The 26,179-nt window shown below is 64.8% G+C and carries 27 protein-coding genes and 1 pseudogene; 7 read left to right on the forward strand and 21 right to left on the reverse strand.

The features are described from left to right. Positions 1-24 precede the first annotated feature (24 nt). The 7 genes from B3D50_RS13570 to B3D50_RS13600 all read right to left on the reverse strand — a co-directional run bounded on the left by B3D50_RS13570 (position 25) and on the right by B3D50_RS13600 (position 9,319). Entirely contained in the window at positions 25-939 is a 915-nt protein-coding gene (locus B3D50_RS13570; protein WP_286951978.1) for a GIY-YIG nuclease family protein, read from the reverse strand. A 221-nt stretch (positions 940-1,160) separates the two neighbouring features. Next, on the reverse strand, positions 1,161-2,315 hold the full coding sequence (locus B3D50_RS13575) for a hypothetical protein (RefSeq protein WP_286951980.1): 1,155 nt from the start codon (positions 2,313-2,315) through the stop codon (positions 1,161-1,163). 635 nt (positions 2,316-2,950) lie between these two features. Next, positions 2,951-3,658 (reverse strand): recombinase family protein, encoded by a 708-nt coding sequence (locus B3D50_RS13580; protein ID WP_286951982.1) that lies wholly within the window; start codon positions 3,656-3,658, stop codon positions 2,951-2,953. A gap of 245 nt (positions 3,659-3,903) precedes the next feature. Next, positions 3,904-5,289: a hypothetical protein gene (locus B3D50_RS13585; RefSeq protein WP_286951984.1), complete on the reverse strand. Its 1,386-nt coding sequence runs from the start codon at positions 5,287-5,289 to the stop codon at positions 3,904-3,906. Positions 5,290-5,326: 37 nt separating this feature from the next. Continuing rightward, entirely contained in the window at positions 5,327-6,670 is a 1,344-nt protein-coding gene (locus tag B3D50_RS13590; protein ID WP_286952310.1) for an LlaJI family restriction endonuclease, read from the reverse strand. Then, positions 6,657-8,282: an AAA family ATPase gene (locus B3D50_RS13595; protein ID WP_286951986.1), complete on the reverse strand. Its 1,626-nt coding sequence runs from the start codon at positions 8,280-8,282 to the stop codon at positions 6,657-6,659. Before B3D50_RS13595 ends, B3D50_RS13590 begins: the two co-directional genes overlap by 14 nt. A gap of 17 nt (positions 8,283-8,299) precedes the next feature. Continuing rightward, entirely contained in the window at positions 8,300-9,319 is a 1,020-nt protein-coding gene (locus tag B3D50_RS13600) for a DNA cytosine methyltransferase (RefSeq protein ID WP_286951987.1), read from the reverse strand. A gap of 1,008 nt (positions 9,320-10,327) precedes the next feature. Here B3D50_RS13600 and B3D50_RS13605 point away from each other — a divergent pair. Further along, positions 10,328-10,795: a hypothetical protein gene (locus B3D50_RS13605; protein ID WP_286951988.1), complete on the forward strand. Its 468-nt coding sequence runs from the start codon at positions 10,328-10,330 to the stop codon at positions 10,793-10,795. 330 nt (positions 10,796-11,125) lie between these two features. Here B3D50_RS13605 and B3D50_RS13610 read toward each other — a convergent pair whose 3' ends face one another. The 4 genes from B3D50_RS13610 to B3D50_RS13625 are packed head-to-tail and all read right to left on the reverse strand — an operon-like array spanning position 11,126 to position 12,840. Then, on the reverse strand, positions 11,126-11,629 hold the full coding sequence (locus tag B3D50_RS13610; protein ID WP_286951990.1) for a hypothetical protein: 504 nt from the start codon (positions 11,627-11,629) through the stop codon (positions 11,126-11,128). After that, on the reverse strand, positions 11,595-11,777 hold the full coding sequence (locus B3D50_RS13615; RefSeq protein WP_286951991.1) for a hypothetical protein: 183 nt from the start codon (positions 11,775-11,777) through the stop codon (positions 11,595-11,597). Before B3D50_RS13615 ends, B3D50_RS13610 begins: the two co-directional genes overlap by 35 nt. Continuing rightward, entirely contained in the window at positions 11,774-11,977 is a 204-nt protein-coding gene (locus B3D50_RS13620) for a hypothetical protein (protein ID WP_286951993.1), read from the reverse strand. Before B3D50_RS13620 ends, B3D50_RS13615 begins: the two co-directional genes overlap by 4 nt. Positions 11,978-11,985: 8 nt before the next feature. Continuing rightward, the gene (locus B3D50_RS13625; RefSeq protein ID WP_286951995.1) at positions 11,986-12,840 is read right to left on the reverse strand and encodes a lysozyme inhibitor LprI family protein; all 855 of its coding nucleotides are present in this window, start codon (positions 12,838-12,840) and stop codon (positions 11,986-11,988) included. A gap of 122 nt (positions 12,841-12,962) precedes the next feature. On the opposite strand from B3D50_RS13625, the gene B3D50_RS15805 reads away from it, so the two are divergent. Together B3D50_RS15805 and B3D50_RS15810 are read left to right on the forward strand one after the other, a co-directional pair. After that, on the forward strand, positions 12,963-13,160 hold the full coding sequence (locus B3D50_RS15805; RefSeq protein ID WP_409516102.1) for a helix-turn-helix domain-containing protein: 198 nt from the start codon (positions 12,963-12,965) through the stop codon (positions 13,158-13,160). A 135-nt stretch (positions 13,161-13,295) separates the two neighbouring features. Then, positions 13,296-13,490, forward strand: a complete 195-nt coding sequence (locus B3D50_RS15810) for a helix-turn-helix domain-containing protein (RefSeq protein ID WP_409516103.1) — start codon at positions 13,296-13,298, stop codon at positions 13,488-13,490. 34 nt (positions 13,491-13,524) lie between these two features. Here the strand turns inward: B3D50_RS15810 and B3D50_RS13630 are convergent. From B3D50_RS13630 to rdgB, 8 genes and pseudogenes are all read right to left on the reverse strand, one after another. Continuing rightward, positions 13,525-14,166 (reverse strand): annotated as a pseudogene (locus B3D50_RS13630) (magnesium chelatase domain-containing protein); the annotation flags it as partial. A 65-nt stretch (positions 14,167-14,231) separates the two neighbouring features. Next, positions 14,232-14,936, reverse strand: a complete 705-nt coding sequence (locus B3D50_RS13635; protein ID WP_286951997.1) for a hypothetical protein — start codon at positions 14,934-14,936, stop codon at positions 14,232-14,234. Positions 14,937-14,962: 26 nt separating this feature from the next. Further along, positions 14,963-15,913 (reverse strand): glutathione synthase, encoded by a 951-nt coding sequence (gene gshB, locus B3D50_RS13640; protein ID WP_286951999.1) that lies wholly within the window; start codon positions 15,911-15,913, stop codon positions 14,963-14,965. Positions 15,914-16,033: 120 nt separating this feature from the next. After that, complete coding sequence (locus B3D50_RS13645; RefSeq protein ID WP_286952001.1) at positions 16,034-16,846, reverse strand: SirB1 family protein; 813 nt, start codon at positions 16,844-16,846, stop codon at positions 16,034-16,036. Then, positions 16,843-17,271 (reverse strand): YraN family protein, encoded by a 429-nt coding sequence (locus B3D50_RS13650; protein ID WP_286952003.1) that lies wholly within the window; start codon positions 17,269-17,271, stop codon positions 16,843-16,845. Before B3D50_RS13650 ends, B3D50_RS13645 begins: the two co-directional genes overlap by 4 nt. Next, the gene (gene rsmI / locus B3D50_RS13655; protein ID WP_269296489.1) at positions 17,268-18,140 is read right to left on the reverse strand and encodes a 16S rRNA (cytidine(1402)-2'-O)-methyltransferase; all 873 of its coding nucleotides are present in this window, start codon (positions 18,138-18,140) and stop codon (positions 17,268-17,270) included. The genes B3D50_RS13650 and rsmI overlap by 4 nt, the downstream gene beginning before the upstream one ends. Before the next feature lie 33 nt (positions 18,141-18,173). Next, entirely contained in the window at positions 18,174-19,304 is a 1,131-nt protein-coding gene (gene hemW / locus B3D50_RS13660; protein WP_286952311.1) for a radical SAM family heme chaperone HemW, read from the reverse strand. Between the two features lie 115 nt (positions 19,305-19,419). Then, positions 19,420-20,022: an RdgB/HAM1 family non-canonical purine NTP pyrophosphatase gene (gene rdgB / locus B3D50_RS13665; RefSeq protein WP_286952006.1), complete on the reverse strand. Its 603-nt coding sequence runs from the start codon at positions 20,020-20,022 to the stop codon at positions 19,420-19,422. 440 nt (positions 20,023-20,462) lie between these two features. Here rdgB and B3D50_RS13670 point away from each other — a divergent pair, with 440 nt between their 5' ends. Genes B3D50_RS13670 through B3D50_RS13680 form a run of 3 tightly spaced genes read left to right on the forward strand, consistent with a single transcriptional unit; the run spans position 20,463 to position 21,957 of the window. After that, the gene (locus B3D50_RS13670; protein ID WP_052748002.1) at positions 20,463-21,077 is read left to right on the forward strand and encodes a DUF2975 domain-containing protein; all 615 of its coding nucleotides are present in this window, start codon (positions 20,463-20,465) and stop codon (positions 21,075-21,077) included. 23 nt (positions 21,078-21,100) lie between these two features. Next, on the forward strand, positions 21,101-21,334 hold the full coding sequence (locus B3D50_RS13675; RefSeq protein WP_003166522.1) for a helix-turn-helix domain-containing protein: 234 nt from the start codon (positions 21,101-21,103) through the stop codon (positions 21,332-21,334). A 2-nt stretch (positions 21,335-21,336) separates the two neighbouring features. After that, entirely contained in the window at positions 21,337-21,957 is a 621-nt protein-coding gene (locus B3D50_RS13680; protein ID WP_286952010.1) for a Smr/MutS family protein, read from the forward strand. Here B3D50_RS13680 and ccmB read toward each other — a convergent pair. Both ccmB and ccmA read right to left on the reverse strand, forming a co-directional pair. Then, positions 21,954-22,619, reverse strand: coding sequence for a heme exporter protein CcmB (gene ccmB, locus B3D50_RS13685; RefSeq protein ID WP_286952012.1), 666 nt, complete (start codon positions 22,617-22,619; stop codon positions 21,954-21,956). The two genes, B3D50_RS13680 and ccmB, sit on opposite strands and share 4 nt — an antisense overlap. Then, positions 22,616-23,236 (reverse strand): heme ABC exporter ATP-binding protein CcmA, encoded by a 621-nt coding sequence (gene ccmA / locus B3D50_RS13690; RefSeq protein WP_003166525.1) that lies wholly within the window; start codon positions 23,234-23,236, stop codon positions 22,616-22,618. The genes ccmB and ccmA overlap by 4 nt, the downstream gene beginning before the upstream one ends. Before the next feature lie 186 nt (positions 23,237-23,422). Here ccmA and acnA point away from each other — a divergent pair, with 186 nt between their 5' ends. After that, entirely contained in the window at positions 23,423-26,128 is a 2,706-nt protein-coding gene (gene acnA / locus B3D50_RS13695) for an aconitate hydratase AcnA (protein ID WP_269296485.1), read from the forward strand. Positions 26,129-26,179 lie beyond the last annotated feature (51 nt).

Genomic DNA, 26,179 nt, shown 5'->3' on the forward strand with positions numbered 1-26,179 from the left:
CAAACTTCCTACTGAGCCTCGGCGTCAGAGGTTGATGTCCATTACCGATTTGGCGGACATCACCTTCTGGCGGGTCGTGTAGCGAGGAGCCTGCATGACCCCGCTCGGGGCTGCGCCGTAGGGGACCGGATGCTCCAACGCGACCGGCGACCCTTTGAAGAAGAGCTTGTACTTGCCACTGTCCCCGTACGGCTCAATCCGGTCGATCTCAGCGATGTGAGTGATCTGAGAGATCGGACTAACCTGATAGGCGGCACACCATTTCAGCTTGTCCAGCTTCGACTGAGCGATACGGATTGCCCACCAAGCATGCTCACCCAGATAGGCTGTAGCGAAGCCCTCTGGTTGGGCCGGCACAACGATCGTGTCGATGTCTGAGGTACCCTTGGCGAGCAGGGTCGGAACTGGCGCTGGCTTGATAACCTTCTTCGGCTCAAATGCTCGCAATCCGACCAGCGGCAGGATGCTCAGCAGATCATCAAGAAAGGCAGTGGTGTCCGCCTTCTCGAACTCGTCGAGATTCGGTTCATTGGGTACGTTTCCGTTAGCCAGAACAACGCCGTCGTTGCCCTTGATCCGGTTGATCAAGGCCCATTCAAGCCAAGTCACGTGAGCGCGATTGAGACTGTTGCTGTTCGAAACAAATAGAATGACCCGGCTCCAGAAGTCCTTCTTGGCCTCGTGATTATCGACGCGCCAACGAAGGGCCTCGGTCTGGCCAATGTAGAGAACGGAGCGGTCTTGCCCGATCTCATCCGTCTCTTCGACAACGAGGATGTAGACGCCAGCCCGATCGAGCTCGGGCCGCCCCTTCACCTCTGACCAGCGATCGCGCGGGATGACGAGTCCTCGTCCGGTCCAACCCACCCGCTCGACGACCCTGAGACCTTCCGGGTCGCCTTCCGCAACGAAGATCCGGAGGGTGTAAGGTGATGGCATCGTGAGGACTCCGGTGATCAGGTAGTTGTAGCCGGCATATTTGACACGAGCGAACCGTCTTCCGCCTCGCCACGCAAGGTGCAAGCGCTCCCCCAGAAGCCTGCTCGCGACAGCCGTCGACCTTGATGGCGAGCGCCACGACGCCTAGCTTCTGCTTTCCGTGAGGAGACGCAGCGCGAGGTCTCGGTGCGCGTTCGCGGCGAGACAAGCCGCAGTGCGCGTCAGCCGCCGGGCTCGGTGAAAACTGTTCCGGGGAACATTGAGAACAGTTCGGGGACGCCGTAAGCGTCAGCCATGATCTTGACGGAACTCTCGATCAGGTCGGGGGCACCCTCTCCTAGCGGTCGGGGGTAGAGCCGGTTGATCAGCGAAATGGGAATGCGGACAGCGGCGTCATGGGTAAAGCCACGCAGCTTATCCTTGAAGCGTTTCAGGCGGAGGTCCGCCACGGCTTCGCGCGCGCCTTCCAGATATGCCACATAGATGATGCCGAAGCTCCCCGGGGGCACTTGCAGGGTCGCATCTCCGAATAGTCCGCTCGCGGCCCAAGAGCGCTTCAGGAGGGCTCGGTCCGCGTCGTTGTTCCAGAGCAGAGCAACTGGTTCGCGCGCCCTGTCGGACGCGAGTTCTGGGCGAGATATGGAACAACAAATGCCGTCCCAAACCGGTAAGTCGGTTGCCCAGCCGAATAATTCGGCCAGCATTGCAGGGCTGTAGAGCCGATGTGTCTCGCACATATCGACGAGCCCCGGCAACGGTCGTAACGCGACCGTGCCAAATGGCCAGGCCGTCGGTCGGCTCGGGTCCACGGCCATTCTCTGACCAACAAGCGCGGCCGTAACCTCGTTGATTGAGATTGCCTCAGATTCAGTGTTGAGATGCAGTTCGAAGGCACCAAAAACGCCGAGGCGCCTGCACTCCGACCGAAGCGCGACGAATAGCGCCTTCATGGTCTGCGCCTCAGTCAGTTCATATTGGAGGAATGGCGGCTGCCGCTTGCACTCGACCACCAAAGGAAAAGGGTCGTGGCAACGCAGGTCAGGGGATTTGCGGGCGTCCGCAGGCAGGAACTCGACGCTTCGTCCCATCTCGGCACAACGGACCCCCGTGACAATTTCGTAGGCAGTTGCGTCTACTTCCGACGATGGTCCTCGCCATAAGTGGGCCAGCCGACGCTGCCCATCCCCAGCAATGTGATCGAGCAGGTCTAGGCTGCTGCCCAGCTTGAACACAGTTGGAATCGCCATCGCGCCCGCGAAATGATCGTAGGCTGGGTTGTCGTCGCGGAAGTCGCGCGCAACCCTCAGCAGCTGGCGGAAGCGATGAGATGCCGGAAGTTCGCTCTCCGGCCGCATGCCTTTGACGAGGGTGAGCACACTGTCTGGCACCAGTAGATCACTGAGGTCCGTGGCCGACCCGACTTCGTCCGCCCAGCCAGCCGGGGCTCTGGCGAGTAGGCCCTCCAGAGCGTTGGGGAGGACCTTATCTAAGGTGGCGGTCGGTGCGATGTGGTCTTGGGTAAGTGAGGCGCGCATAGTTCGGTCGACCCGGTCCCCGCTCGGCCCTTTTGTCGCCGGCTTCGTTAGGCCGAGGGTCGCGCCCAGTGCATCGACTGCGGCTGTGAATTCATCATTGCGCCGTTGCGCCTCTGCCTCCAGTTCGTGAAGCGCTCTCTCGGTCTGGGGACTTGGAGTTTGAAAGTAGGCCCGCCGGGCTCCCTCTAAGAGCGGGAAAATGGCCGTTAGATTGATCCGGAGCCGCTCGATCTCTTCGAGGGACGGACCACCCTCGGGGGACGGGGACGGCGTCTGGGAATGGTTTTCGGTCATAACTTCGGGTCTACGTGATCAATTCCGTTGCGCCGTGGCGCTTGTGTCATCCCGCGTCGCAAGGGCCCCTCTCAACCGAGCGACGGAGGTCTCACGACAAAGAGTTCCATCTCAACGGCCACCTCAGTAAATCTCCGGTGGGGGGGAGAGGGAGCAAGTCTCCTAGCGAGGTGCCAAGACGGTCAGCGCGCGTAGGCCTTCGCCGTTGACGCGTGCCACTTGCCGCCCCGCGGAGACGCAATTCCCCTCCGATTTAGTTCCGCGGCGATTGCATAGGCGCTGGAGTGTCCCGCGGCCTTGATCGCCCGAACGACCTGCTCAATGTTCTGCCGCCGCAGGGACGCACGATCCCGTTTTGCCCGTCTCGCCAGTGTCAGATCACCGGCGAAGTCACCAAGGGCTAAGGCTCCGGTAGGATTCCCGAGCCGGCTAACCATGCGCCCACTCCGCGCTGAAACGTGCAACTCGCCTCGGCCGATCTTCTGCTTAATCGCCGCCAGCGCCTCTTTCGTGCGACGGGAGATCGCCTCACGCTCTGCCTGAGCGATGACGGCAAGAACGCCGATGGTTAGGTCGTTTGCATCCGGCACGTCGGTGGCCAGGAAGCGGACTCCACTGTCGCGGAGGGCCAGCAGGAACGCGGCGTTGCGAGACAGGCGATCCAGTTTGGCGATGACTAGGATTGAATTTGTCATGCCGGCGTGATGCAGAGCCTCGTTCAGGACCGGACGATCATTCCGCTTGCCGCTTTCAACCTCAGTGAACTCCGCCAACAGCGTCAGGCTACGGGCTCTCGCCAAATCCCTCACGGCCGCCTTCTGTGCCTCTAACCCGAGGCCGCTGCGCCCCTGCGCGGTTGTGCTGACGCGATAATAGGCGACTGCCTTCATCGACCCTCCGAGGCCTACCATTCCGGCAAACGAGCGATTGCCATAATGGTCCCCTCTCAACGAATGGAACTTCGATCTCAACAGGGAGGGTCGTTTCCAACGTGACGTGCGGGCAGGGCCATGGCTTCTGGCGCTACCGGGGGGCCAAGTTGTGCAAGGCAGGCGGGGGTGAGCCATTATAGCCCCCTTGCTTGGCGCCCATGCTGGGCGACCAGGCGATCGGCTTCGCCAAGTTTAAGCGCCATTCACGCAGGCATATGCAAGAACGCCTTGCTGAAGTCGTACGACTTGATGACCTTTCCAGAATTCAGCTTGGTCTTTGCGAATTTCTGTCGGGACTCCCAGACACGCTCCGCTTCGCTTAGATTACCCTCACACCATGCGAGCAGATTCGTAGAAACTGGGAATCTGTCGATTAGTTCATTAGTAACATGGAACCCATCACCGAAGCTTCGCCAGTATCTATAGAACAGGCTTGAAGAAAGCACTTGCAAGAGAATCAGGGAACTGTCGCGCTCGTTAGTCTTGATCGGAATTGTCCCTGAACCTGCCGATGGATAGTCGCGAATACCAATGAAATTCCGCGCGACCGCTCCAACGGAGAACGTTCCAGTCCCGATCCGTGACATAAACTCCCGAACCGTGCGCCCACTGGTCGCTTCTGCCAGGTAGCGGCTCAAACTCGAGTCCGTGGGCCGAGGAATCTGGCGCTCGATGTCGAATCGTGAGCAGTCGTGGAAGGCTGGCGTGCTTGAAAGGAATGCGCGCCGGTCGCCTGCTGACCATCGAAGCAGCGGCGATGACTCCACCACTCCCGTGCGCGGTCCACCAAGCTGCAAGATCGTGCACCGCTGGCTGTTAGCCTTATTGGTGTTTCGACTTTCAGGCTTTCCTGCCTTGAAGAGGCAATCGGGGATGTTGTCATAACTCGAAGCGCTGAGCGGGCGTCCACTGTCGCGGAGCAGCCTGCGCAGTCCGACGTAGTCGCGGCTAAAGCAAATAGAGATTGGGACAATCAGGCTAAGATTGCTCTGCGGGACACCTGAGAGCATCGCGGCCACGAAGTCGGCGTATATATTCTTCCATTCACTGCCTCGCGCATTTGCGACGAATGGTGGATTTCCGACAAAGGTCGCAGAAGGCCGTGCCTGCGCCGCGATCCATTTAAGGAAGTCTGCCTCCGCTAGGGCTACGTTTCGAAAGCGCACCTGAAACCGGGTTTCAAGGCGACGTAGTTCTGCTTCAAGAAAATCGAGCGCGGCTCGGTTGATATCAACGGCTGTGAACCGAACATCAGATGCTGCGCGCGGCCCGATCTGAAACTCGGCGAGGCTACGCAGCAAGCTGAAGAAGAATATCCCTGAGCCTACCGATGGTTCAACGAAATCGGCCTCTTGGATCAGGCGGAGCGCTGATGCGCCATCTTCGACCTCGTGGTGACGCCAGAACAGCTTCCAAAAGTGGGCCGCAACGTCCGCTGGAGTATAATAGGATCCGCTATCACGACGACCAGCGCCGTGGTTCGCGAGGCGCATCTCCGCCGATTCCAGTTCGGCCAGGAGCGCGTCTAGTTCATCCTTCCAAACTTGGACCTCACTGAAGCCAGCCGAATCGCTCGCACACTCCCCCATTCTTCGCCCCTTTGCGATTCGCCGAATTGGCGAAAGGCTAGGCGGTGTTCTCACATTGTTCAACGGCCGACCCCTTGAACTCGCGGTAAGATACGGCCGGGATCAACTCCGAGAGCACCACAGTTCGAAGCTGTTCGCTACCACTGGAGTAAGCCTCCAGGGCCTGTAGGAAGTGCAACTCGAATGCTTGGACGCTTTCCTGTCCGGCGGGAAATTGAACGCTGCCAACTCGACGAACCGGCGAGGCAGTGGTGCCCGGGAAGAGAAAGATATTAGCGGTCTTGGAGTAGCCACGATCATTGGCTGGCGCAGCCAAATGCTGTCGATACCAGACTTGTTTGGCGACATCGTTGACGCCCGGGACGCCCGATAGGGCTGGTGGCATGACCGGGCGATAGTACTTCGCATCCGCGATGAGGAGAGCGTTCCCGAGTGGCGTTACCACGTCGGGGCGGAACGTTAGCGCGTCCTGCTCCTCGTTCCCCTCGGATCGCCAGATGGGCTTTGGGAGGACACCGAGCCAAGCATCAACGTCATTCCCTGTGGCATGCGCACACGCCGCCTCCCAGACATTATGGAACGCGTTGGTCCCGAAAAGCGACAGCCCTCGGCGCCGCTCAGACTCCAGCGCCCGCACGGCGGCCAAGAGCGTTTTGAGCAAGGCCAATGACCTATCACTGTACACGGTTCGCATTTCTGCCGCGAGCATGCGTTCGCACTCGCCAGCGCTTGGAAGAAGATCAAACCGTTCAACCGGTTCGTGGTCTAGCACTAGCGGATCGCAGTCGAGGACCGCCGCGAACTCCGCTGAGAACGATTCGAGCAAGTGCAGATGGAGCATCGTGGCGAAGTTCGTCGCATCGTTCTCGGCTCGCCGGGTAATGCGTTGGGGGTAGATTGGGCGGCCACGCGAGAATATCGGGTGCCTACCAGCGATTGTCGCTGCCCAGTTAGTTCGACCTAAGCCGTTTTCCTCGTGTTCGACGACGGAGCGCCTGTATAAGCCGTGCGCCCAATAGTCCTGCATCAGCCAGTCGCACAATGCGATCGCGCTCAGGGAACCGACTTCTGGATCTGCATTCAGATAAGGTGCCGGCTCGTGATGCAGGGGCGCCCTGCGGGCGTATTTTTTTAGAGCCCGAATGATCTGGCGCTGAACCAGTCTAGGTGCCGCATCCACGCGCACCTTCGGGAGCAGAACCAGCGTCAGAGCATCCTTAACTGCGACGCCGACGAACTGAATTCGCGCCTGCCCGGCGGGGTCGGGCCGCAGCACTCCCGCACGCAGGAGCTGTTCGGTGAGACCTGGGCAGGCCTCGTCTAGGCTCTCCGGAAATCGGTCGCCTTCAAATAGGTGCGCCGTTGCCCTACTCGTCTCCACCAAGGTCCACCCCTGAGACGAAGATCGACTCTCCCGCTCGATACTGCGCAACCAGCGCGCCATAAGTCAGTGAAGATCCAGAGAACAACTTATTGGGCGCGGACCTCACCACATCATCCCTGAGGTATTGAAGAAGCTTGTTCTCGAATGCCGAGTCAGAAGAGAGTTCTTTTTTCGTCATGAAGAACGGACCGATTAGCCTATCTTCTGGAACACCTTCATTCTGCAAGTGCTTATTGATAGCCCGGCGCAGAATGTTCCACTTAACAGGCGCCTTACGGAAGCGAACCTTGATTTCCCAGTCCTCTACAACGGCCTCGCCCTCGTCAATGCCGACGTACTCTAGAGACCACCTACGCCGAAAGGCGGCATCCATTGGCAACACGCCTTGGTCTGCGCTGTTCATTGTAGCCCAGATGTAGAGGTTCTTGGGTATTCGAACCGACCCTGGTACGCCTTGGCTCTCTAAGTAATCTTGGGCTGCAGGTGATAGTACGACTGAGAAGCGCCCGGCACCATCTTCAGTTCTGTCGAGAAGTTGGAATACCTCTCCGAACACCGCGCTGGCGTGCGCGCGATTGATCTCCTCAATCACTACCGCGAAGTTGTGCTCTGGATGCTTAAGTGCGCGTACAAGGACTCGGAGGAATGGCCCCGGCACAAACCGATAATCGATCAAAGGTTCGAGGCTGTCGACTGTTGTCGTACGATCAGGCCCAATAAAGTCCCTCGAACTACGGCGGTATACAGGCACCGGCCTGTACTCTCCCACAAACGCCCCGTTGGTCGTATCCGGGTAAAATGTTGTGCGCTCATAGAGGGCCGGAGTCGGAAAATACTTGGACAGATCATCGTCTAAACGATGACTCTTCCCAGTACCGGGGGCACCATAGATAATCCGATTATGAGGCAGGCTGTCGGGGACTTCAACGACGCTGTCGGGTAGGCGAAGCATCTCGGCAGATGAACTGTTCGCCACCTCAGCTGCCCGCCCCTCGTCTTCAGGCGCTGGCCGTATAAGGTCTTGGGTCACTGAGACGTGCTCGTGAAGAAATTTCATATTCTCCAGATAGTAAGCGAGCATGTCTGGCGTGAAGCAACACACTAGTCGTTCGTTTTGATCTACTCCTTGACTAAATCCATTCCGCTGAGCAGCGGACATCGCTGGAACACGGATGTAGCAGCTAGATGGATTCTTGTGGCCCTTGTACGCAGATGCATCCCAAGCGCCAAATAGCGTGACCTTATCTCGCCGATAGATGCCCATCACAGCACACCGCGGGTCACCAGCTTTGTCTAATTCAAAGTCGGATGCGTGCTCTTCGTAATCGCGCGAAAGCTGGATGCGTTTTTCTGCGTGAGATCGCTTGCCGTTGGACCACGCGAAGTTGCTAAAAATGTAAGTGATGATCCGGAAGGAGACGCCACCTTTGCTTATCACGAAGGCGCGCCGCCTAGAGGCTTTGTTGGCCTCCTTAAAATCTACATCCCATCCCCTCTCCCTCAGAGCGTCACGGATGATCAATTCTTGTTCTTCAAAAGGCACCTGAGGGGGATCGAAGTCGACTACGACTGAACCATCCTCCACGACTTGCTGGACTTTAGTCGGCACCCTTCGCCCCCCTCCGGTCACATGTGCTCCAGGAGATGACTAACCATCGCCTCTCCTAAGAGGCAAGGGACTGCATTTCCGATCTGCTTCTGAACGGAACGGCGGCTGCCAGCGAAGCGGTAACCGACGGGGAAGGTCTGGATCGCAGCGGCTTCGGGCGCTCGTAAGCGCCGGTTGTTCCAATGAAATGGTCCGACCCAAGGCCCCGGTTGGGCCGCTATCGTGATCGATGGATGGTCGGGGTGGAGTTTGTATAGGAAGTTCCAGAACCGTCCGCCCGCCCGGAATGTACGTCCCTCGTAGTTCGGCAACTTCGCCAAGGCCATGTAGTTCTCGCCGGGAGGCACATGACGTAGTTCCGCCTCGTAGGTGCCGCCAGAGACAACCTCTGAGGCCTCGGAGTACTGAGCCCCGGCGAACGGTTTGATGAAATTCCCGACCCCGACGTGCGGCGGAAGATTATCAGCTGGATTCGCGGAATGAGTAGGTCGGGGTTCAGGTATATTGTGTGTGCTCGCTCGGACCGCGAATATGAACACGCGTTTGCGCTTCTGGGGCACACCATAATCGGCGGCGTTCGCGAGATGCGTTGTGCAACGATACCCGAGCTTCTCCGCCTGCGCCAAGAACGCCGCTAACGCATGCTTGTTTGTCGGATGTCGTAAACTCTCGACATTCTCGAACAAGAACGCTTTCGGCCGCGCCTCATCAACCGCCCGGAGAAACTGCGAGAGCATGTTTCGCGGATCGCGCTCGATCAGACGGTTTTCGTTTTTGACCCAGTAGCCGTTCTTCGAAAACGGCTGACAAGGCGGCCCGCCGATTACGATGAGATCGCGCGCCGAGTCCCGATGCTCTGTGAAGTCGAGGTCACATATGTCTTCACATTCAATCCGCGTGTGGGGGTGTGCGTTAAGGCGAAGCGTTTGGGCTGCGTCCGGATCGAACTCCACCGCGCGTAAGATCCTAACGCCAGCGTTAACGGCACCGACATCTAAGCCGCCCGCGCCCGAAAACAGGCTGATACATTCAACCACTAACTATCACCCCGTGATTGGGAGACGCCCGAGGACTTCCCATGCAAATGGGCGCGTAGACCACGAGGGCGGCTTACCCACCCTGTCTGTCAAGCCGGCTCAGCGGATCAACGCCCCGCCGCGATCATACGGCGGAAGCGACCGCAAGCCCAGACCCAACTAGGCCATGCAGCAATCTACGACCGTTCGGCACGGCCGACTTCCCTCTGCGACGAGACACACCTCCATCTTCCGTGACTCTGCACCTAATCCGTTTCGAGCGAACGCGAGACCCAGGCAGCAGGAGCGTGCTGGGTTCGGTCTACAGACGCTCGGAGATCGCCCTCCAATGCCGTTCGGACTTTCCGATCGACGTTCCTCACTTCTTGCTCGGTCGGTGAGCGGTCACTCAACCGCTCGATGACTCTTCGCGCCAACTGGCGAGTGGTCTGAGGCTCTGTTGGAGAGAGGACTGCTCGAAGAGCTTGATGGATGGCTTCAGCATCGTACCGGCGAACCGGTTGGATTGGCTCAATATGATGGGCGTCCCAGAGCGGATCAAAGTTGGCTTGGATCAATGCACGAAGTGCGTTCAGCTTAGCTTCGGCCTCGCGCCTTCCGCTGTAACGCAGTTCGCCTAGTAGTCGAGCATAGCGCCGTTCAAGTTGCTCGAGGCCGGCTAAGGGATCCATGGTGTCCGTAGTCGATCTGCAGGAGCAAAACCCCGAAGGCTGTGTACGCAGCCAGTTCTGCCAACCACTAAGGTGGGTCGGTCCATACAACTGTCCAGACGCCGCACGTCAACCTCGCCGTTGTGTCGCAGCGCGATTGGCCGATGATCGGGGCGCCACCTCCTGAGCAGACACAGTTTTCCATCCCGCGTTGCTGAGGCCGCGCCTCGGGCAGGGGCTAACGCGCGAGCGGCCACGCGCCTTGTAGTGCGGGACGGCGCAAGGTCTTGAGCCCGAAGCCGCGTTGTCCCTCGGGAGGTTTTGCTGGACGCCCCCTTCATCAACAGCGGAGGTCGGCATGAGTGTTCTGGACAGATTTGAAGTGATTGACGGCGGCGAGCGGCAGGTGGGCTACGACCCGGTGCGGACCCGTCGGCGCAAACTGGCCGCGGCCTTGGTGGAGCAGATCGGGCTGATCGACGCTCTGGAGGCCGGCGAAACCTATCGGAAGGCGGTCGTGCGTCGCCGACAGGATCTGGAAACCGACGAGGTCGTGGAGACGACTGAGCAGCGCACGGTCCCAGCGTGGTGGCGTGTGGACGACACCGGTCAGGTCCACTTCGCCCTACGCTACGGCGCGTTGCGGCTGAAGGTGAAGGACGGCAAGGACACCTTCGTTCTGCCCTCGCTAGAGGCGCTGCGAGACCTGCTGCCCCCGCTGCGGCAGGAGGTGCTGATGGGGCAGCTGGACGGAGCGCTGGCGGACGCCGCCGCCAGCCTTCAGACCCGCTTCACGCCGAAGAAGCCCCCCGCGAGGAAGGCCTGACAGGGGGACTCAGTAAAACTTCCATTGGGGTAGAGAGGCGAACTTTCTACTGAGCGTCGGACGCGCAAGCGCCGGGTCGAACAGACCCGGCGCCTTTCCTTTGCAAGCGACGGGCCCATCCACCGTGGGACGACCTCCGCGCGGAAGTGCAGCGTGGGGAACTCCATCCAATTTCCCGGTACTGGAAGACCGCATAACGGGACGATTTCTCGGGTGTAGCAGAGCGGTCGGGATGGCTCGCCGACATCTCCCGATCGGCGGCTAGAAACGCGGGAGAATCGATTTTACGCCCTGTTGATAAGCTCGCTCTGCCCTGGCCGATTCAGCCGATCATCCGGCACCGTAGAACGGCGCTTGTTTGGCGCTGTAGAACTGGCTCATGTCAACGCCGACGCGGATGTCGAACCCGTCGGCGGAGGGCTGCGCGGTCCAGACGACGTTCCGGGTATTTCGAAACTCACCATTTAGCGTGAACAGCTCACTGCGGCAGACCATGCGTTTGGTCTGCCCATCGAAGGCGACCTGCACGCTTTCGCTCGTGCTCATGACCCTTGTCGGCATCGTGTCGCCGGGGATCACCCGGTTAAGCCTCTCGCTGATCATGGCGACGGCGGTCTGCTGAAGCCCGGCGTCGGCGCAGACCCACGGCCTCCCTTCCTGCAAGGCGGTCATCAGATCGGCTGTGGACTCCTCTTCGGTCACGTCGCCTCCGCCGCCTTTCATGGCGTCGCCTTGCGGGCCGCAGGCCGCGAGCAGGAGGCCACATCCGATGAGGGTGAGGCTGAAGGTGAGCTGGCGGTCAGCGGTCTTTGGGCTGGTCATGGTCTTCTCCATCGTCAGCGTCTTCATCCGGTTTGCGGCGGTTGGCGGCCCGATTGAGGTGTGCGATCTCATCGGCGGTGTAGCCGTCCGGTCTTCGAGCACTGCGGAAGTGGATGGTGGCGAACAGCGCCGGCAGCGGCCGATCTTTGTCTGCGCTCATAACGCCACCTCAATCAGCCTGAGGGAAAGGCCAGTAAGGCCGAGAATAGGGATCAGGACCACGGCACATCCGATCGCCGCGCCCGCTTTTCGCTGACGCCCCGGACGGCTGAACGGCACTTCGGTCCCCTTGGCGAACTTGCGCTTGGCTGCCGTCAGGCCGCTCGCCCGAGACAAAGAGAAGCTGAAGCCCGGCCGCATGCGCCGCTTCAAATCCGACGCCCTTCCGCCTTGGCTTTGGTGACGCCGTAGATGACCCAGAGGATGGCGACGACGAGCGGTTGGATGATCGTCATGGCGAGGCCGGTGAGGAGATTGGTCTTGGTGATGTTGACGATCAGCACGACCAGCCAGCAGCCGGCAAAGACGACCAGCCCCATCATGATCCCGCCGAAGCTGGCGACGAACAGACCCGCCACAGCCCCCATGAAGTGGAGCAGGTTCCACCAGTTCATGATCAGCGGCCAGCCGTACTTGTGGGTGGTGTGATCGGCGAGCGCCTTGGTCGCCAACAATGCCGCCACCACCGCCAGGATCATCCCGAGGAACAGCCCTCCGCCCGTCAGGGCGACGAGCGGGTTGCCTTGGGTTTTCCGTCGGACATCCCCGATCGTTTTGGCAGCTTGCGGTTCTGGAGACGCCGCCGGACGAGGTGCTCTTTCGACCGGCGTTGCGGTCGGAATGGGCGCTGCGTCGGTCGCCTGCGCTTCGACGGGCTCCGGCTCATCAGCCGCAGAACTGTCTCCGCTGAACGAGTCCAGCACGGCGATGCGGTCGGCGTAGCTTTCCTCGATGCAAAACGGATCTTCGCCGCACAGCTGGAAGTCCTTGACCCATTCGCGCTGACTTTGCCGCAGGGCTCGATCATCAGCGGCGTTGGCCAGAGCGGACTTGTAGGCGGCGTCCAGCTCTCGATCGATCGCGGCTAGCCCGGGATTGGCGCACACAGTGCGTTCGGTCGGCGTCGTCGCCTTGGAGCAGTCGAAGCTAGCCTGCCCTTCGGCACCCCCGGCGATCGCCAACGTGAAGAGGGCCGCAAGAGCGGCCAAGGAGCGGATCGCCATCTGATTTTCCCCCGAACGGTTTTGACCCGCCGCCGTCCGCCAAATCGGCAACGCGGACAACGAGGCCTCCGTATTCACTAAACTGACTAAACTTGGCGTCCGGAGACCGTCAACGGTGCCGCATGGACGTGCGGGCCGTCATTGGGGCGAACGTGAAGCGGCTTCGGCTGGCCTTAGGGCTGACGCAGGAGCAGCTGGCGGACCGCTGCGACTTTGATCAGCGCTACATCAGCCAACTGGAGCGGGGGCAGCGGAATCCGACCGTGCTGTCGTGCACGAGATCGCTCAAGCGCTCGGGACCACCGCCGTTGTCCTTCTGACGCCGTTCGAGGACGCCGCCGCCGAAGGCTGACGACCCAGCCTCTTGGAGGCTGCCGATGTCCGACCCCACTGCCGCTGACTTCTTCAAGGCCGCCTTCGGCGAACGAGTGTTCGTCTGGCGACTGTCGTTGGGGATGAGCCGGACAGCGCTGGCTGAGAAGGCAGGCGTGTCGGCGGATTACGTTTATCGGATCGAGCAGGGCTGGGCGAACCCCAGGATCACTACGGTGCGAACTATCGCGATAGCTTTGGATACGACGGCGTCTGAACTGCTCGATCTGGACGGTGAGGTGTTCGGAATCGCTGCCAAGGGGCTCTCGACATCCTAGGCGAGTCCGATTCGGGCTGCATAAAAAATAACCTCAGGAGATTGTGCCCCCCGGCGGCGGCGATCTCCAGCGCCCGCTTGGCCCCCTCCTGTCCCTTGACCTCGCGCAGGTCGGGAACGGCGCGCCCTTCCAGCACCGGCCCCGGCTGGGGCGGGCGCAGCACCTGGGTTCCGCGAAAATGATTGATCAGCCCGATCAGGGAGCGCGGCGCCAGCAACCGCGCCTCGCCCGCCCAGGCCGCCTCCGGCCCGTTGGCCTCGGGGCAGATCAGGCCCAACCCCATGGCGTTCACCGCCATGGCGGCGGGAAGGGTTCCGCCCACCGCCGCGATCTGACCGTCCAGACCAAGTTCGCCCACCGCAGCCCAACCGTCCAGGGCGTCTGGTCCGATCACCCCCATGGAGGCCAGGAGGGCCAGGGCGATGGGCAGGTCGAAATGGCTGCCTTCCTTGGGCAGGTCGGCGGGGGCCAGATTGGCGATCACCTTCTTCGCCGGCAGCGCCAGACCAATGCCCGCAAAAGCGCCGCGCACTCGTTCGCGGCTCTCGGCCACCGCCTTGTCCGGCAGGCCGACGATGGCGAAGGCCCCGGCGGGCGAGCCGACCTGCTGCACCTCCACGTCGACCCGGCGCGCATCGACGCCGTCGAAAGCCACCGTCACCACCCGCGCGACCATGCCGTTCCCCCTGCAATCGAGAGAACAAATCACGAACTGATCAACACTGCAAGAGCGTTGTTCGTTCAGTTCGTCGGCAGGTCGGCCTCTGGCGCGATGGTGTGGACCACCTGCCCCTCAGCGTTCAGGAACTGGATGGCGCCGAAGCCCTCCTCGGTCACGGTCAGGCGCAGGCGCGGCTTGTCGTTCCTGTCCGACAGGGCGACGGCGGGCGTCCCGTCGGCGGCCAGCGACAGGCGCATCCGCGTCGGCGTCTGCACGCCGGGAACCAGAGCCCCGCCCAAACCCTGCTCACGCACCAGCGGCGGCGCCTGGTTGAAAACGAAGCTGACCGAGCCGTCGGGCGACACGCGCCAGCCGACCGCGTCCATCGCCGGGTGATCCAGCGCCAGCACGGCCATGCCGCCCTCGACGTCGGCCGTGCCGAAGCCGCCGCGCTCGCTGCCCTTGTCGTCGTAGAGGATCAGTCCGGCGACGTTGAAGGCGCGCTTATATTGAACGCCGTCGATGATCGGGGGCGGGGTCGCGCCCGACAGGGTCATGCGGATGGTCCCGTCGGCGTCGACAATATCGATGCGCCGGGCGCTGATACGGTCATGGTCCGGCGTCTCGATCCGGGTCTGCGGCGTGCGGGTCTCGATAATCCGCTCCAGCACCTCCAGCGGCGGGCGTTTCGGCGCGGCGTCTGGCGAGGCTTCCTGGGCCGCCGCCGGGCAGGGGATCGCCAGCGCCAGGGCGGCTGACGCCCCGGCAATGTTCAGTACGCTCATAAAGTCCCCTCCCATGCAGCGCGGGGTCAGGCGGCCGCGCGTTTCCTTTGCTCGATAACCTCCCACATGCGCTCGGTCGCATCGACGCCGGCGAAGTTCAGCAACTGCTGGGCGCCGGTGGGGGAGGTCACGTTGATTTCGGTCAGATAGTCGCCGATCACGTCGATGCCGACAAAGATCAGGCCGCGCTCCTTCAGATAGGGGCCGATGGCGGCGCAGATCTCCAGGTCGCGCGGCGTCAGCTCGACCGGCGCCGCCGTGCCGCCGACGCGCAGGTTGGAGCGCACCTGATCCTTGGCCGGAATGCGGTTGATGGCGCCGACCGGCTCGCCGTCAATCAGGATGATGCGCTTGTCGCCCGCCGAGACGGCCGGGATGAATTTCTGGATCACCAGCGGATCGCGCGACCCGGCAGCGTGGATCTCGATCAGGGCCTCAAGGTTCGGATCATCCGCTTTCAGCCGCACCACGCCCGAGCCCGCCGCGCCGTGCAGGGGTTTGAGCACCACATCGCCGTGACGGCGGTGGAAGTCGACCAGGGCCTCGGGGTCGGACGACACCAGGGTCGGCGGCTGCAGGCCGGGGAAGAGGGTGGCGATCAGCTTCTCGGGCGCCGAGCGCACCTCGGCCGGATCATTGACCACCAGGGTCTTGGGATGCACCCGCTCCAGCAGATAGGTGGCGGTGACATAGGCCATGTCGAACGGCGGATCCTGACGCATCAGGATGACGTCGACGTCTTCGGCCAGATCCAGCCGCTGTACGGGGCCGAAGTCGGCGTGGTTTCCCTGCTCGCGCCGCACCGTCACCGGACGGGCGCGGCAGAACAGGCGACCGTCCTCCAGCGCCAGGGTGCGGAAGTCATAGACCCACAGCTTGTGGCCCCGCGCCTGCCCGGTCAGGGCCATCAGGAAGGTGGTGTCCGACTCGACGTTGACCGCCTCGAGCGGGTCCATCTGGATGGCGACCTTGAGCATGGGAGTCCTTCTTGGTGGGCGCTATCGCTCGCGCCGCGGGCGCTTGCTGCTTGAGCGCCCGAACGAGGGCGCCGCTGAGCGTTACTTGAGGCCCCGCAGCGCCCGCCGCAAGGCCGCGCTTCAGTTCAACCGCATCCGCACCCGGTCCAGCCGCGCGTCGCAGGCGGCGATCGGCTCGCCCAGGGTGCGGGCGCGCGACAGGGCCTGCATGGCCCCGGTCAGGGCGCCCTGCTTCTCTCGCGCGGCGGCCACGTCCAGCCACGGGCGGTGATCCTCGGGGTCCAGCAGGGCGCGACGCAGGGCCGAGCGTTCGGCGCCTTCATAGTCGCGAGCCTGAAGGGCGCGGGTGAACAGGATGTTCTGCAGACGGATCAAGGCCTGACGCTCGCTGACCGGCGCCATCAGCAGGTCCAGACGGTCGGCCACATGCGGGGTCAGCCCCGCCAGCAGGGCGCGGCGCGTCAGCTCCGACGGCAGGACCAGCCGCCCCTGGCTGAACGGGTCCAGCGCCACCGGCCCCTCGGGCGTCTCGACCCGCAGCAGGACGTGGCCGGGAAAATCGACCGGCGCCGCCGTCAGCCCGGCCCGCCGCGCGGCGTCCAGATAGAAGATGACCAGCACCGCCGACAGCCCGCGCCGACGCTCGGCCACGTCAATCACGTCGGTGTTGGCCGGATGGTCGTAGTTCAGCAGGTCGCCGTTCAGACGCAGGTCGCCCGCCAGGGCCTCGGTCAGGGCGTCGTCGGGGCTTTCGTTGGCGGCCCGCTCCTTCAGCCGCTGGGCCGCATGGTCGGCCAGAATCCGCACGCCGTCGGCGTCGCGGAACGGATAGTCGTGGATGGCGCAGGCGATGGCGCAATCCAGCAGGGGGAAGGCCTCGTCAGCCCCCTGTCCCGCCTGGGCCAGCACCGCCTCTGCTTCCTCGCGCGTCAACGCCGGTCCGCTCCCGTGGAGATCACGCCGCGAAGATGACGCGGAAAGCGTCCGGGAGCCAGCGCCACCATGTCGATTCTCAACTCCAGCCCCGGCAAGGCCGGTCGCCCGCGCGCCGCCGCCTCGGCCGCGCGGATCAGGCGCTGGTGCTGGTCCGGTCCCAGGGCCAGGGTCGCGGCCTCCAGCGTCGCGCGGCGCTTGACCTCGACGGCGGCCAGGACTCGCCCGCGCCGGGCCAAGATGTCGATCTCTCCGCCCCGGCCCTTCAGACGGAAGGCCAGAACCTGATAGCCCTTGAGCATCAGCCACAGGGCGGCGATCCACTCGGCGTCATGGCCCTGACGATGCGACCGTCCGCCCAACGCCTGGCGCCAGCCCGCCTTGGGCGTCTTCGGTGGCGGATGCGGGTGCGGCGCGAGGCTCACCGCCCCTTCAACTCCAGCGCGCGCTTGTAGAGCGGCTTGCGCGGCAAGTTGAGCGCCTTGGACACCTCGGCCGCCGCCTCGCCGGGCGGCAGGCGGGTCAGGGCCTCGGCCAGGGCGGCGTCGGCGTCGGCGGCGCTGGCCGTCTCGGCTTCCCCGGGGCCGACCACCACCACGATCTCCCCCTTGGGCGCGTCCAGGCGCGGGTCGACGGCGAGTTCGGCCAGATCGCCGCGCACGCATTCCTCATAGAGCTTGGTCAGTTCGCGGGCGACGGCGGCCGGGCGGGCGCCCAGCACCTCGGCCATGTCCGCCAAGCTGTCACGCAGGCGCGGCCCGCTCTCGAAGAAGACCAGGGTCTGCCGCCCCGGCCGCAGCTCTTCCAGCGCCGTGCGGCGCGCCGCCGACTTGGGCGGCAAGAATCCGGCGAACAGCACCCGGTCGGCGGGCAAGCCGGCGATGCACAGGGCGGCCAGCAGACTGGACGGACCGGGCACGGGATGAACCGGCAACCCCTCGGCCACGGCCGCCCGCGCCACCACATAGCCGGGATCGGACACCAGGGGCGTGCCCGCGTCGGACACCAGGGCCACCACCTCGCCCGCCTTCAGCCGTTCGACGGCGATCTCCGCGGCGCGGTTCGAGGCGTGGTCGTCGCACCGCTCCAGCTTCGCCTTCAGACCATAGGCGGTCAGCAGCTTGGCCGTGACCCGCGTGTCCTCCGCCAGCACCAGGTCGGCGGCCGCCAGCACGTCCAGCGCCCTCAGCGTCATGTCGCGCAGATTGCCGATCGGCGTCGCCACCAGATAGAGGCCCGGCGAAACGGGGCGCGCGGGCGGGGCGGTCGGCGGAAACAGGGAGGCGTCGGACATCGGCCGGACCCTGCCAGTCCGGCGCGCCGCGGTCTAGGTCAACAGGGCCTTGAGCACCGCGTCCAGCAAGGGCCGCCCGCTTGCCGTGGCGGCAATACGACCGTCCTTCAGGCTCACGAAGCCGTCGGCCAGCAGATCGGCCAACCGACCCTCGTCCGCCGACAGGCCCAGCCGCTGCAGCAGGGCCAAGGGCACGCCCTCGACCGTGCGCAGGCCCAGCAGCACGCGTTCCTCGGCGGCGTCCTGCGGCTCCAGAACCTCGCGCTCGGCCCAGGGCGAGCCGGCGGCGACGCCCGCGACATAGTCGCCGATGCGACGCTCGGCCACGGTGGCGACGCGCCCCTCGGCCAGGGTCATCCGCCCGTGCGCTCCCGGCCCCAGGCCCAGATAGTCCCCGCCGCGCCAGACGTGCAGGTTGTGGCTGGAGCGGGCGGCCACGTCGCGCGCGTGGTTGGACACCTCATAGGCCTCGAACCCCGCCGCCTCGAGCGTCTCCTGCGTGGCTTCATAAAGAGCGGCGGCCAGATCCTCGTCCGGCGACGACCAGGCGCCGCGCGCCACGGCCCGGCCGAAGGCCGTCGCCCCCTCGATGGTCAGTTGGTAAGGCGAGACGTGCTCGAACCCCAGATCGAGCGCCGTGGTCAGCTCGGCGGTCCAGTCGCCGACGCCCTGGCCCGGCCGGGCGTAGATCAGGTCGATCGACAGGCGCGGAAAGGCGCGGCCCGCCAGGGCGATGGCGCGGCGCGCCTCGGCGGCCGAATGGTCGCGGCCCAGGAACTTCAGCGCCGCATCGTCGAACGACTGCACCCCCATCGACAGGCGATTGATCCCAGCCTGCGCCAGGGCGGCGTAGCGTCCGGCCTCGGCGTCGGTTGGGTTGGCCTCCAGGCTGATCTCGATGTCGCCCGCCGAGGGAAACAGGGCGTGCGCCCGCTCGACCACCGCCGCCACGGCGTCCGGCGGCATCAAGGACGGCGTGCCCCCGCCGAAAAAGATCGAGGCCAGGGCGCGCGGGCCGACCAAGGCGACCTGCGCCTCCAGGTCGTTCAGGATGGCCTGCGTCAGCTCCGCCTGCTCCTGCGTCCGCCCCCGGTCGCGCACCACGTTGAAGTCGCAATAGGGACAGATGCGCGCGCAGTAGGGCCAGTGGACGTAGAGGGCGATGGAGTCTTTTTCGTCCCTATCGCCGCCCTCGCGGAGGGCGGCGGCTTGAGGGACAGATGGATGCTCGCCCCTATCGCCGCCTTGGCGCAGGGCCACGGCTCGTGCGGCGGGCGTCTCAGTCAATCAGCGCCGCCTTGAGGCGGGCGAAGGCGCGCGCACGGTGGCTGAGGGCGTCCTTCTCGACCGGGTCCATCTCGCCGAACGTCAGTTCCGAGCCCTCCGGCCGGAAGATCGGATCATAGCCGAAGCCCTGGTCGCCGCGCGACGGAAAGACCAGTTCGCCGTCGATCCGCCCCTCGACCACCACGCAGGGGCCGTCGGGCCAGGCCACGGCCAAGGCCGAGGTGAACCAGGCGCGGCGATCGGTCGAGGCGATCTCCTCCAGCCGCTGCTCGACCTTCTTCATGGCCAGGGCGAAATCCTTGGTCGGACCGGCCCAGCGCGCGGAATAGACGCCCGGCGCCCCGTCCAGGGCGGCGACCGACAGGCCGGAATCGTCAGCCAGGGCGACCTCGCCCGAGGCCTGGGCCGCGTGACGCGCCTTCAGCATGGCGTTGCCGACGAAGGTGCTCTCCGTCTCGTCCGGCTCGGGCAGATCCAGCTCTCCGGCGGTGACGATCGTGTAATGTCCGTCGAGCAGCGCTTCGATCTCGCGCGCCTTGCCCGGATTGTGGGTGGCGGCGACGAGCCGCATCCCCTTGATCAGCTTGAGATTCATGGCGTGACCTTAGTCCCGTCCGGTCCATTGCGAAATGGTAACATCGTTAAACGATATGTAAGTTGGCTTTCGTCGGCGCACGACCTATCTTCATTTTCAAGGACGGACGGCCGCACCGTTCAAACGAGAGAAACATCTCGCAACAATGATCCAGCGGCACAACAGATACGCACAAAAAATGTGCATTGATGGAGAGACCGATATGCAAGCCATGCACAAGACCAATCTGATGGACCGTCTGGCTCACAGCCTGGGCAACGCCTTCCTGCTGGCCGCCTTGCCCGTCGCGGCGATCGCCCTGATCGTTCAGAGCTTCTGATCCTGCAGAGTTCGAGGGGGACTTTGACGATCGCCATGAACGCCGTGAAGAATAGAGCCGTGCGCGGGTCGGCCGGACCCGCCGCGGCGACGGCGCCCCTGTCCCCGGCCTGAGACGCCCGATGACGCGCTTGCGGAAACCGAACCGGCTCGCCACCGCCGCCCAGACCCCGCTTCGCGCCGCCCAACTGCGGACGCCGAACCTGAGGACCATCGGTCCCGGCTCCGTCGCCAGCCTGCTGAAGATCGCGCTGGACGTGGCCTATGTGGTGATGATCCTCGTCACCGGCCTGCTGCTGCTTCTGTGGGTCGCCTCCATCTTCATACCCATCGACAATCTGAACGTGACCGTCTCGGACGGCGCGGACGGCCGCGAGATGCCGCTGACGCGTCCGCTGCTGCTGTTCGCCCTGGGCGCCCTGAGCGCCTATTTCGGCGGCTTCCTCATCATCCTTCGCCATCTGCGGAAGATCTTCCGCACCCTGACCCTGGGCGACCCGTTCCAGCCGGACAATGTGCGCCGCCTGCGCCATGTCGGCCTGATCCTGGCCGTCGTCACCGGCGGGGTGTGGATCGTGCAGGGGCTGGTGGCGTCGCGCCTCGCCCCCGGCGTCATGGAGCCTCAAGGCGTCAGCGACCTGCTCACGCCCGTCTTTTCCGTCCTGGTCGTCTTCGTCCTAGCCGAGGTGTTCCGCGAAGGCGCCCGTCTTCGTCGCGAATCCGAACTGACGATCTGATCGAGAAACGCTAAAGCTCCCCCATGGCCATCCGCGTCCAACTCGACCGCATCCTCGCCCAGCGCCGCATGTCGCTGACGGAGCTCGCCGACCGCGTCGGCGTGACCGTCGCCAACCTGTCCATCCTCAAGACGGGCAAGGCGCGCGCCGTGCGTTTCTCCACCCTGGACGCCCTGTGTCGCGAGCTGGACTGCCAGCCCGGCGACCTGCTGGCCCATGAGCCCGGTCCGCCGGACGCCTTCGACGACGAGGGCTGAGCGTGGCCCGCCCCCCTTCGGGCAAGGGACCGCCGAAGGCCGCATCCGCGACCGGCGACGACGACAAGCGCATCTGGAACCGGGTGACGTCCACGGTGACGCCGCCCGTGCGCCGCAAGGCCGCGCGCGTGACGCCCGGCGCCGTCATTCCTGCGCTTGGAGACGAAGCCGCGCCTCTCGTCGCGCCGCCCCCGCGCGGCGTTGCGGGCAAGAAACGCGCGACGGCCCTGACGCCCGCCTCGGCCGGACGCTCAGCGACGCCTCCGCCCCCGAAGGCCGTGGCGCCACGCCCGCGGCACGCGCCCGAAGAGCTTGAGCCGCGCCGTCAGCGCCGCCTGTCGCGCGAACGCGATCCGATCGAGGCGCGCATCGACCTGCACGGCTTCGGCCGCTTCGAGGCCGAGGATCAGCTGCGCGCTTTCCTGATCGGTTGCCAGATGCGCGGCCTGCGCTCCGTGCTGGTCATCACGGGGCAGGGCAGGCGAGGCGGCGGGGTCATCCGCGCCTCGGTCCACGAATGGCTGACCGGGCCGCACCTGCGCGGCGTCGTGTCGGGCTTCGCCTCGGCCCACCAGCGCCACGGCGGCGATGGGGCGCTGTATGTGACGCTGAAACCGCGCTAGCCCTGCGCGTTCCGAACCGCCGCCGCGCCCGCGATCGGCGCGATCACCAAAGCGAACAGGACATAGGCGGCCAGTAGCGCCAAGGCCGAGGCCGGGCTCTGACCGCTCGCCGCACGAGTCAAGGCGCCCGCGCCGAACACCACCGGCGGAATGAACAGCGGCAGCACCACCACGGCGATCAGCAGACCCCCGCGCCGGGCGCCCAGCGCCAACGCCGCGCCCAGCGCCCCGGTGAAGGCGAACCCCAGACCGCCCAGCGCCGCCGACAGCCCTGTCAGGCCTATCAGCTCCGGCGGTTGGCCCAGGGCCAGGGCCGCGACCGGAGCGGTCAGCGCCAGCGGCAAGCCGGTCGCCAGCCATTGCGCCAGAGCCTTGATCGCCACCAGGGCCTCCAGCGGCAGCGGCCCGGTCGCCAGCAGATCCAGCGCCCCGTCCTCCAGATCGCGCTCGAACATCCGCTCCAGCGACAGCAGGGAGGCCAGCGCCAGCGCCATCCAACTGGCCCCCGACGCCGCCGGGGCCAGAACGCGCGGATCGCCGCCCGCCGCCAGCGGCAGGATGGCCGTCAGGCACAGCAGGAAGCCGCAGGCCAGCAACGGCCCACCGCCGCCGCCCCAGGCCAGCGACAGTTCACGCGCGAACAGGGCGCGGACGACCTTCATCGCGCGTCTCCAAGACTGAGTGATCGCGATGGAACGGGCAGGGGGTCGTGCACGGCGGCCAGGATCATGCCCCCGCCCGCCAGATGTTCAGCCATCAGTTCGGCGGCGACGCCCCGCCACGCCTCGTCCAGCGGGGCCAGCGGTTCGTCCAACAGCCACAGGGCGCGCGGGGCGGCGACCAGGCGCGCCAGCGACAGCCGCCGCCTCTGCCCCGCCGACAGCTTGCGCGTCTCCAGATCCAGCAGGGGCGTCAGCTTCAGCCGCTCGACGGCCGCGTCCATGGCGGCGGCCGAACCGCCCAGCCATTCGACCTGAAAGCCCAGCTCCTGCCGCGCCGTGCGCTGGGGCTTCAGACCCTCGTGATGGCCCAGCAGGTGAAGCGCTGCGCGCCGCGCCGTCTCGGCCTCGATCTCGCCGTCCGCATCATGAAAAACGACCGTGCCTGCATCGGGCCGGATAAAGCCCGCCACGGCGCGCAGCAGGCTGGTCTTGCCCGCGCCATTCGCTCCGGTCAGGGCCGCCGCCTCGCCCGCCGACAGGGCGAAGGACAGGTCGCTGAACAGCCGACGTTCGCCGCGAGACAGGCTCAAGCCCTGAATGTCGAGACGGATCAGCACTTGCGAGTCTCTATCAATGTCCACGTCGAGGGTGTGGATACATGGACGGCCCTCGCGCGCGGGACTATATGCGCTAGCGCCGCAGCAGGCTTTCGCCGCGCGCGCCGGGGACCTGTGCGCCCCGACGTCCAGCGCGCGAAGGCGCAACCGAATTGTCGGGCGGCGTTTGTCAGAGGACTACTCTCCATGCCGTCGATTGACAGCCTCAAGACCCGCCAAGACCTCGCGGTCGGGCGCAAGAAATACGCCTATTACAGCCTTCCCGCCGCCGAGGAAGCCGGCCTGGCCGGGATTTCCCGCCTGCCGCGCTCGATGAAGGTGCTGCTGGAGAACCTGCTGCGTAACGAAGACGGCGTCTCCGTCACCGAGGACGACCTGAAGGCCGTCGCCGCCTGGATCGAGAACAAGGGCGCCGTCGAGCACGAAATCGCCTTCCGTCCGGCCCGCGTGCTGATGCAGGACTTCACCGGCGTTCCGGCCGTCGTCGACCTGGCCGCCATGCGCGACGCCATGGACAAGCTCGGCGCCGACGCCAAGAAGATCAACCCGCTGGTCCCCGTCGATCTGGTCATCGACCACTCGGTCATGGTCGACCACTTCGGCAACGCCCAGGCCTTCAGCCAGAACGTCGAGCGCGAGTATGAGCGCAACATCGAGCGCTACAACTTCCTGCGCTGGGGCTCGTCGGCCTTCAACAACTTCCGCGTCGTGCCGCCCGGCACCGGCATCTGCCACCAGGTGAACCTCGAAAACCTGGCCCAGACCGTCTGGACCGCCGAGGAAGGCAAGAAGACCGTCGCCTATCCGGACACCGTGGTCGGCACCGACAGCCACACCACCATGATCAACGGCCTGGCCGTCCTGGGCTGGGGCGTCGGCGGCATCGAGGCCGAGGCCGCCATGCTGGGCCAGCCGATCCCGATGCTGATCCCCGAAGTCATCGGCTTCAAGCTTACCGGAAAGCTGCCGGAAGGCGCGACGGCCACCGACCTGGTGCTGACCGTCACCCAGATGCTGCGCAAGAAGGGCGTGGTCGGCAAGTTCGTGGAATTCTTCGGTCCCGCCATCGCCGGCATGACCATCGAGGACCAGGCCACCATCGCCAACATGGCCCCGGAATACGGCGCCACCTGCGGCTTCTTCCCCGTCTCGCAGGCCACCATCGACTATCTGACAGCCACCGGCCGCGAGAAGGCGCGCGTCGCCCTGGTCGAAGCCTACGCCAAGGCGCAAGGCCTGTGGATCGACGAGACCTCGGAAGACCCGATCTTCACCGACGTGCTGGAGCTGGACATCTCGACGGTCGTGCCGTCGCTGGCCGGTCCCAAGCGCCCGCAGGACCGCGTTGAACTGACCGTCGCCGCCCCGTCGTTCGAAGAAGCCCTGACCGGCGTCTTCGCCCGCCCGGCCGACGCCCCGCGCGCCGCCGTGGAAGGCGAAAGCTTCGACATCGGCGACGGCGATGTGGTGATCGCCGCCATCACCTCGTGCACCAACACCTCCAACCCTAGCGTGCTGATCGCCGCCGGTCTGGTGGCGCGCAAGGCCAACGCCCTGGGCCTGAAGCCCAAGCCCTGGGTCAAGACCTCGCTGGCCCCCGGCTCGCAGGTCGTCACCGACTATCTGACCGACGCCGGTCTGCAGAAGGATCTGGACGCCCTGGGCTTCAACCTGGTCGGCTACGGCTGCACCACCTGCATCGGCAACTCGGGTCCGCTGGATCCGGCCGTGTCCAAGGCCATCAACGACAACGCCCTGGTCGCCACCTCGGTGCTGTCGGGCAACCGCAACTTCGAAGGCCGGGTGAACCCGGACGTCCAGGCCAACTACCTGGCTTCGCCGCCGCTGGTGGTCGCCTACGCCCTGGCCGGTTCGATGCGCATCGACATCACCAAGGAGCCGATCGGCAAGGACAAGAAGGGCAATGACGTCTTCCTGAAGGACGTGTGGCCGACCTCGGAAGAGATCGCCGCCATCCAGAAGAAGTCGGTCACGCCCAAGATGTTCGCCAAGCGCTACGCCGACGTCTTCAAGGGCGACGAGCACTGGCAGGCGATCGCCGTCACCGGCGGTCAGACCTATGAGTGGGAAGACACCTCGACCTACGTCCAGAACCCGCCCTACTTCGAGGGCCTGACCATGGAGCCCGCTCCGGTCACGGACATCGTCGAGGCGCGCGTGCTGGGCATCTTCGGCGACTCGATCACCACCGACCACATCTCGCCGGCCGGTTCGATCAAGAAGGCCTCGCCCGCCGGTCAGTACCTGACCAACCACGGCGTCGACGCCCTGGACTTCAACAGCTACGGCGCCCGCCGCGGCAACCACGAAGTCATGATGCGCGGCACCTTCGCCAACATCCGCATCCGCAACAAGATCACCCCGGACATCGAGGGCGGCGTCACCAAGCACTTCCCCTCGGAAGAGACGATGTCGATCTACGACGCGGCCATGCGCTATCAGTCGGAAGGTCGTCCGCTGGTCGTCTTCGCCGGCAAGGAATACGGCACCGGCTCGTCGCGCGACTGGGCGGCCAAGGGCACCCGCCTGCTGGGCGTCCGCGCCGTCATCGCCGAGAGCTATGAACGCATCCACCGCTCGAACCTGGTCGGCATGGGCGTCGTCCCGCTGCAGTTCAAGGAAGACGGCTGGCAGAAGCTGGGCCTGACGGGCGAGGAGATCGTCACCATCCGCGGCCTGACCGACGCCAACGTCGGCAAGCTGAAGCCCCGCCAGGATCTGTGGGTCGAGCTGTTCCGCCCGTCGGACGGCAAGATGGCCCGCTTCCCGGTCCGCTGCCGCATCGATAACCAGACGGAGCTGGACTACTTCAAGGCCGGCGGCGTCATGCCCTACGTCCTGCGCAACCTGGCGCGCGGCGACGAGAAGTAAGCGGTCTCAAGCAGCGCGAAAGCGCGTTAGACCAACCAGAATGAAGGCCGG

The sequence above is a fragment of the Brevundimonas sp. UBA7507 genome (assembly GCF_002478355.1).
In the GTDB taxonomy this organism is placed as follows: Bacteria; Pseudomonadota; Alphaproteobacteria; order Caulobacterales; family Caulobacteraceae; genus Brevundimonas; species Brevundimonas diminuta_D.

Excerpts from the sequence above, each read along its gene's own strand:
- B3D50_RS13585 (WP_286951984.1), bottom strand. The coding sequence starts at position 5,289 with ATGGGGGAGTGTGCGAGCGATTCGGCTGGCTTCAGTGAGGTCCAAGTT.
- rdgB (WP_286952006.1), bottom strand. The coding sequence starts at position 20,022 with ATGAATCTCAAGCTGATCAAGGGGATGCGGCTCGTCGCCGCCACCCAC.
- acnA (WP_269296485.1), top strand. The coding sequence starts at position 23,423 with ATGCCGTCGATTGACAGCCTCAAGACCCGCCAAGACCTCGCGGTCGGG.
- B3D50_RS13670 (WP_052748002.1), top strand. The coding sequence starts at position 20,463 with ATGACGCGCTTGCGGAAACCGAACCGGCTCGCCACCGCCGCCCAGACC.
- B3D50_RS15810 (WP_409516103.1), top strand. The coding sequence starts at position 13,296 with ATGAGCCGGACAGCGCTGGCTGAGAAGGCAGGCGTGTCGGCGGATTAC.
- B3D50_RS13570 (WP_286951978.1), bottom strand. The coding sequence starts at position 939 with ATGCCATCACCTTACACCCTCCGGATCTTCGTTGCGGAAGGCGACCCG.
- B3D50_RS15805 (WP_409516102.1), top strand. The coding sequence starts at position 12,963 with ATGGACGTGCGGGCCGTCATTGGGGCGAACGTGAAGCGGCTTCGGCTG.
- B3D50_RS13605 (WP_286951988.1), top strand. The coding sequence starts at position 10,328 with ATGAGTGTTCTGGACAGATTTGAAGTGATTGACGGCGGCGAGCGGCAG.
- gshB (WP_286951999.1), bottom strand. The coding sequence starts at position 15,913 with ATGCTCAAGGTCGCCATCCAGATGGACCCGCTCGAGGCGGTCAACGTC.
- B3D50_RS13580 (WP_286951982.1), bottom strand. The coding sequence starts at position 3,658 with ATGAAGGCAGTCGCCTATTATCGCGTCAGCACAACCGCGCAGGGGCGC.
- B3D50_RS13615 (WP_286951991.1), bottom strand. The coding sequence starts at position 11,777 with ATGAGCGCAGACAAAGATCGGCCGCTGCCGGCGCTGTTCGCCACCATC.
- rsmI (WP_269296489.1), bottom strand. The coding sequence starts at position 18,140 with ATGTCCGACGCCTCCCTGTTTCCGCCGACCGCCCCGCCCGCGCGCCCC.
- ccmB (WP_286952012.1), bottom strand. The coding sequence starts at position 22,619 with ATGAAGGTCGTCCGCGCCCTGTTCGCGCGTGAACTGTCGCTGGCCTGG.
- B3D50_RS13610 (WP_286951990.1), bottom strand. The coding sequence starts at position 11,629 with ATGGAGAAGACCATGACCAGCCCAAAGACCGCTGACCGCCAGCTCACC.
- B3D50_RS13635 (WP_286951997.1), bottom strand. The coding sequence starts at position 14,936 with ATGAGCGTACTGAACATTGCCGGGGCGTCAGCCGCCCTGGCGCTGGCG.
- B3D50_RS13625 (WP_286951995.1), bottom strand. The coding sequence starts at position 12,840 with ATGGCGATCCGCTCCTTGGCCGCTCTTGCGGCCCTCTTCACGTTGGCG.
- B3D50_RS13620 (WP_286951993.1), bottom strand. The coding sequence starts at position 11,977 with ATGCGGCCGGGCTTCAGCTTCTCTTTGTCTCGGGCGAGCGGCCTGACG.
- B3D50_RS13675 (WP_003166522.1), top strand. The coding sequence starts at position 21,101 with ATGGCCATCCGCGTCCAACTCGACCGCATCCTCGCCCAGCGCCGCATG.